This window comes from Roseateles sp. P5_E11 (genome assembly GCF_054049355.1).
On sequence record NZ_JBFUMO010000507.1, the window covers coordinates 1 to 4252 of the forward strand.

3 protein-coding genes are annotated in these 4252 nt (G+C 67.2%); all 3 read left to right on the top strand.

What is annotated here, in order from left to right; all coding sequences use genetic code 11:
- Positions 1-94 precede the first annotated feature (94 nt).
- The 3 genes from ACXJKR_RS25795 to ACXJKR_RS25805 all read left to right on the top strand — a co-directional run bounded on the left by ACXJKR_RS25795 (position 95) and on the right by ACXJKR_RS25805 (position 4010).
- Positions 95-1096 (top strand): homoserine kinase, encoded by a 1002-nt coding sequence (locus ACXJKR_RS25795; protein ID WP_457325232.1) that lies wholly within the window; start codon positions 95-97, stop codon positions 1094-1096.
- Between the two features lie 2 nt (positions 1097-1098).
- Positions 1099-1917 (top strand): BPSS1780 family membrane protein, encoded by an 819-nt coding sequence (locus tag ACXJKR_RS25800; RefSeq protein ID WP_056198476.1) that lies wholly within the window; start codon positions 1099-1101, stop codon positions 1915-1917.
- Between the two features lie 128 nt (positions 1918-2045).
- Positions 2046-4010 carry a PhoX family protein gene (locus tag ACXJKR_RS25805; protein ID WP_457325233.1) on the top strand — a complete coding sequence of 655 codons (1965 nt, stop codon included), beginning with the start codon at positions 2046-2048 and terminating at the stop codon, positions 4008-4010.
- Positions 4011-4252 lie beyond the last annotated feature (242 nt).

Genomic DNA, 4252 nt, shown 5'->3' on the forward strand with positions numbered 1-4252 from the left:
GGCACGGGCATGCCCAAGAGCGGCTCGGGCGCGCGGGTCTGGCGAGTTCTCAAATTCTGATCGCAAGCGGCCCTCGGGGTCGCTTTCTGGACCCATGGCCGTTTTCACCGAAGTCAGCCCGGCGCAGGCGCAAGCCCTGCTAGACCATCTCGCCCTCGGGCAACTCAGCTCGCTGCGCGGCATYGGCGCGGGCATCGAGAACACGAACTACTTCGTCGATTGCCAGGATGCCAATCAAGGTGGCCACTATGTCCTGACGCTGTTCGAGCGCCTGACGGCCGAGCAACTGCCCTTCTACCTGCGCCTGATGCAGCACCTGGCCCAGCGCGGCGTGCCGGTCCCTGAACCGCACGCGGACGCCGCCGGCGAGATCCTCTTCGAGGTGGCGGGCAAGCCCGCGGCCATCGTCGACCGCCTGCATGGCGGCCACCAGCTGGCACCCGACGCCTTCCATTGCAGCCAGGTGGGTGCCACGCTGGCGCGCATGCATCTGGCGGCCCAGGATTTCCCGCTCCACCAGCCCAATCTGCGCGGCCTGGCCTGGTGGCGCGAGGTGGTGCCGCAGCTCCTGCCTTTTCTGAGCGGCCCCGAAGCCGAGCTGCTGCAAAGCGAGCTGGCCTACCAGGAACAGCTCGCCGCGTCGCAGGACTATGCCCAGCTCGCGCGCGGCCCCATCCACGCCGACCTGTTCCGCGACAACGTCATGTTCGAGCCCGGCGAAGGCCCCGGCCGCGAGCGCCTGACGGGCTTCTTCGACTTCTACTTCGCCGGCGTCGACACCTGGCTGTTCGACCTCGCCGTCTGCCTGAACGACTGGTGCATCGACCTGACCGACGGCCGCCTCATCGAGGAGCGCGCCGCCGTGTTCGTCGCCGCCTACGAGAGCGAGCGGCCGTTGTCCGGCGCCGAGCATCGCCTGCTGCCGGCCCTGCTGCGCGCGGCGGCACTGCGCTTCTGGGTGTCGCGCCTCTTTGACCTTCACTTGCCGCGTGAGGCCTCGCTGCTCAAGGCCCACGACCCACGCCACTTCGAGCGCGTGCTGCGCGAGCGCATCGCCAAGCCCTGGCACGCACTGCACGGCGGGGTCGGCGAATGACGATGCAACTGCACTTGCAGCAGGTGCCGGCCGGCAACGGGCGGCTCTGGATACGCCATGGTTTCAAGATCTTCAGGCGCCAGCCACTGGCCTTCTCGGGCCTGCTCGGCCTGGCGCTGCTGGTTTCCATGCTGCTGAGCGCGCTGCCCTTCGTCGGCCCCATGCTGGGCCTGATGGCCATTCCGGTCTGTTCGCTGGGCTTCATGCTGGCCACGCATCTGGCGCTGCAGCGCAAGATGCCCCATGTGGACGTCTTTATCGCTCCCTTCCGGCTGACGCCTGAACGGCGCCGCCACCAGTTCGTGCTGTGCGCGGGCTTTGCGCTGGTCATGCTGCTGATCCTGCTGCTGGCCGACCAGATCGACGGCGAGGTCACCCACGAGCTGATGGAGTTGATGAAGCGCGACGCGAACGCCGACGCGATCGCCGCCATCGCGGCCGACCCGCGGCTGATCTGGGGCTTCATGGTCCGCGCGGTCGGCATGACCGCACTGTCGATCCCCTACTGGCATGCACCGGCCCTGGTGCATTGGGGTGGGCAGAGCGCCGCCCAGTCGCTGTTCTCCAGCACGCTGGCGCTGTGGCGCAACAAGGGCGCTTTCGCGCTGAACGCCCTGCTGTGGGCGGCGCTGATGTTTGCCTGCAGCGGCGTCATCAGCGTGGTCTTCGGCCTGCTCGGCCTGCTGCAGTTCGCGCCGGTGGCCTCGGTGGCCTGCTTCCTGGTGCTGGCGGCGGTGTTCTACGCCTCGCTGTACTTCAGCTTTGTCGACTGCTTCATGTTCGGCGCGCCGCCGAACCTGCTCGACGACTCGAAGGGCTGACCCCTCGCTGGGTCGGCCGCGTTTTCACGCGGCCGACATGCAAGCTCCCTACATTGCGCGGCTCGTGCCAGGCCGGCGCACGGCGTGTGCGGGCCTGGCTGTGCAGTCCCTGAACAGCAGCCGCCAACATGTCCCAGACCCTGAATCGTCGCCACGCCCTGAAGTACATGGGCGTTCCCCTGATGCTCCCCCTCGGTGGAACCGCTGTCGCCGGCCTGTTGACCGGCTGCGGCGGTGGCAGCGATGACAACAACACGCCCGCTCCCAGCTTCGCGTCCGCCAGCTTCGTCGCGATGGCCGCCCCCAGCCTCGCCACCCCGGCCGACATGGCCAAGACCCTCGTCAACTCGACGCTGATGGTCAAGTTCAGCGACGACAGCACCCAGGGCTTCTCGCTGTCGTATGCCCCCTTCTTCACGACCGGCGACCTGGTGCCGGACGGCAAGGGCGGAACCCTGCTGGCGGGCGGCTATGTCGACTTCGCCGGCAAGCYCATCATCGACACGACGGTGGCCGACAAGAACCGCCAGTTCTTCAGCGATTCGCCCGACGGCACCTCGCTGCTCAAGCTCGACAACGCCAGCGTTGCCGGCATCAAGGGCAACGCCGTCTTCGCCGTCGTGCAGTTCGAATACACGACCTGGGCGCAGGACGGCAAGACCGACATGTACGGCAAGCTGCCCTCGCCCATCGCCGTGCTGACGCTGGACCAGGACCCGGCCACAGGCAAGCTGTCGCTCGTGAAATACCACAACGTCGACACCGCACCGGCAATGGGCCTGTGGATCACCTGCGGCGCCAGCTTGTCGCCCTGGGGCACGCACCTGTCCAGCGAGGAGTACGAGTCCGACGCCTTCACGATCGCCAGCAACGCCCAGTTCAAGGCCTACAGCAAGAACCTGTTCGGCAGCGAGACCCAGGCCAACCCCTACCACTACGGCCACCTGCCGGAGGTCACCGTCAACCCCGACGGCAGCGGCACCATCAAGAAGCACTACTGCCTGGGCCGTATCTCGCATGAGCTGATCCAGGTCATGCCCGACAACCGCACCGCCATCATGGGCGACGACGCCACCAACGGCGGCTTCTTCATGTTCGTGGCCGACAAGGAGAAGGACCTCTCCGCCGGCTCGCTGTTTGTGGCCAAGTTCGGCGCCGGCTTCTCGCTGGACACGGCCGCCGCTGGCGCTCCCATCAGCTGGATCAAGCTTGGCTCGGCCACCAGCGCCGAGATCAAGGCCCTGGCGGACACGCTCAAGGCCACCGACATCATGGACGTGGCCACCACCGACCCGCTGGACGCCAGCTTCACCAAGATCTGGCTCRGCGGCAAGGTGCAGTGGKTGCGCGTGAAGGCCGGCATGGACAAGGCCGCCGCCTTCCTCGAAACCCACCGCTACGCCGCGCTCAAGGGCGGCTCGATGGCCTTCACCAAGATGGAGGGCACGACCGTCAACGCCAAGGACAAGGTCGCCTACTCCGCGCTGCAGAACATGCAGAGCTCCATGGTGCGTGGCAACGCCGCCTGGAACGAGGCCGCCAACATCACCATCGACAAGGCGCTGAACGCCGGCGGCGTGCTGGCCCACACGCTGAGCACGGGCCAGAAGGACACGGCAGGTGGTGCCATCACCAGCGACTGGGTGCCGTCACTGACCAAGACCCTGCTCATCGGCGAAGACCTCGCCACGGCCGACGCCCTGGGCAACCTTGCCAACCCCGACAAGATTGGCGCGCCCGACAACCTGAAGTTCTCGGAGAAGCTGCGCACCCTCTTCATCGGCGAGGACAGCAGCTACCACGTCAACAACTTCGTCTGGGCCTACAACGTCGACACCAAGGCGCTGACCCGCCTCGTGTCCATGCCCTCGGGCGCCGAGGCCACCGGCCTGGGCGTTGTGGACGACCTCAACGGCTGGACCTACATCACCAGCAACTTCCAGCATCCCGGCGACTGGGGCGTGCCGCTGCACAACGTGGTCAAGGCCACGCTGGACCCGCTGGTGCGCGCCAACTATAAGGACCGCTTTGGCGCCCAGGTGGGCTATCTGACCGGTGCGGCCACGAGCGTCAAACTGGCCAAGATCGGCTGATTGCCGGCGTCTGACTGAAGGGCTGCGTGAGCAGCCCTTTCTCATGGGTCATTGCGCCCGGCACCTATCGCATCACCATGGCTCGGCCGCAGGCTGCACGCCCTCGCCGAACTCGCGGGCCACGTCGGCACTCAGCTCACCGGTGCCCGCATGGCGCCGCTGGCGGTCTTGCTGCTTGCCCAGCGCCGATTCGAGGGCCCTCGTCAACTTGTCGGCCGCGCCCTCGATGGCCTGGTGCATGC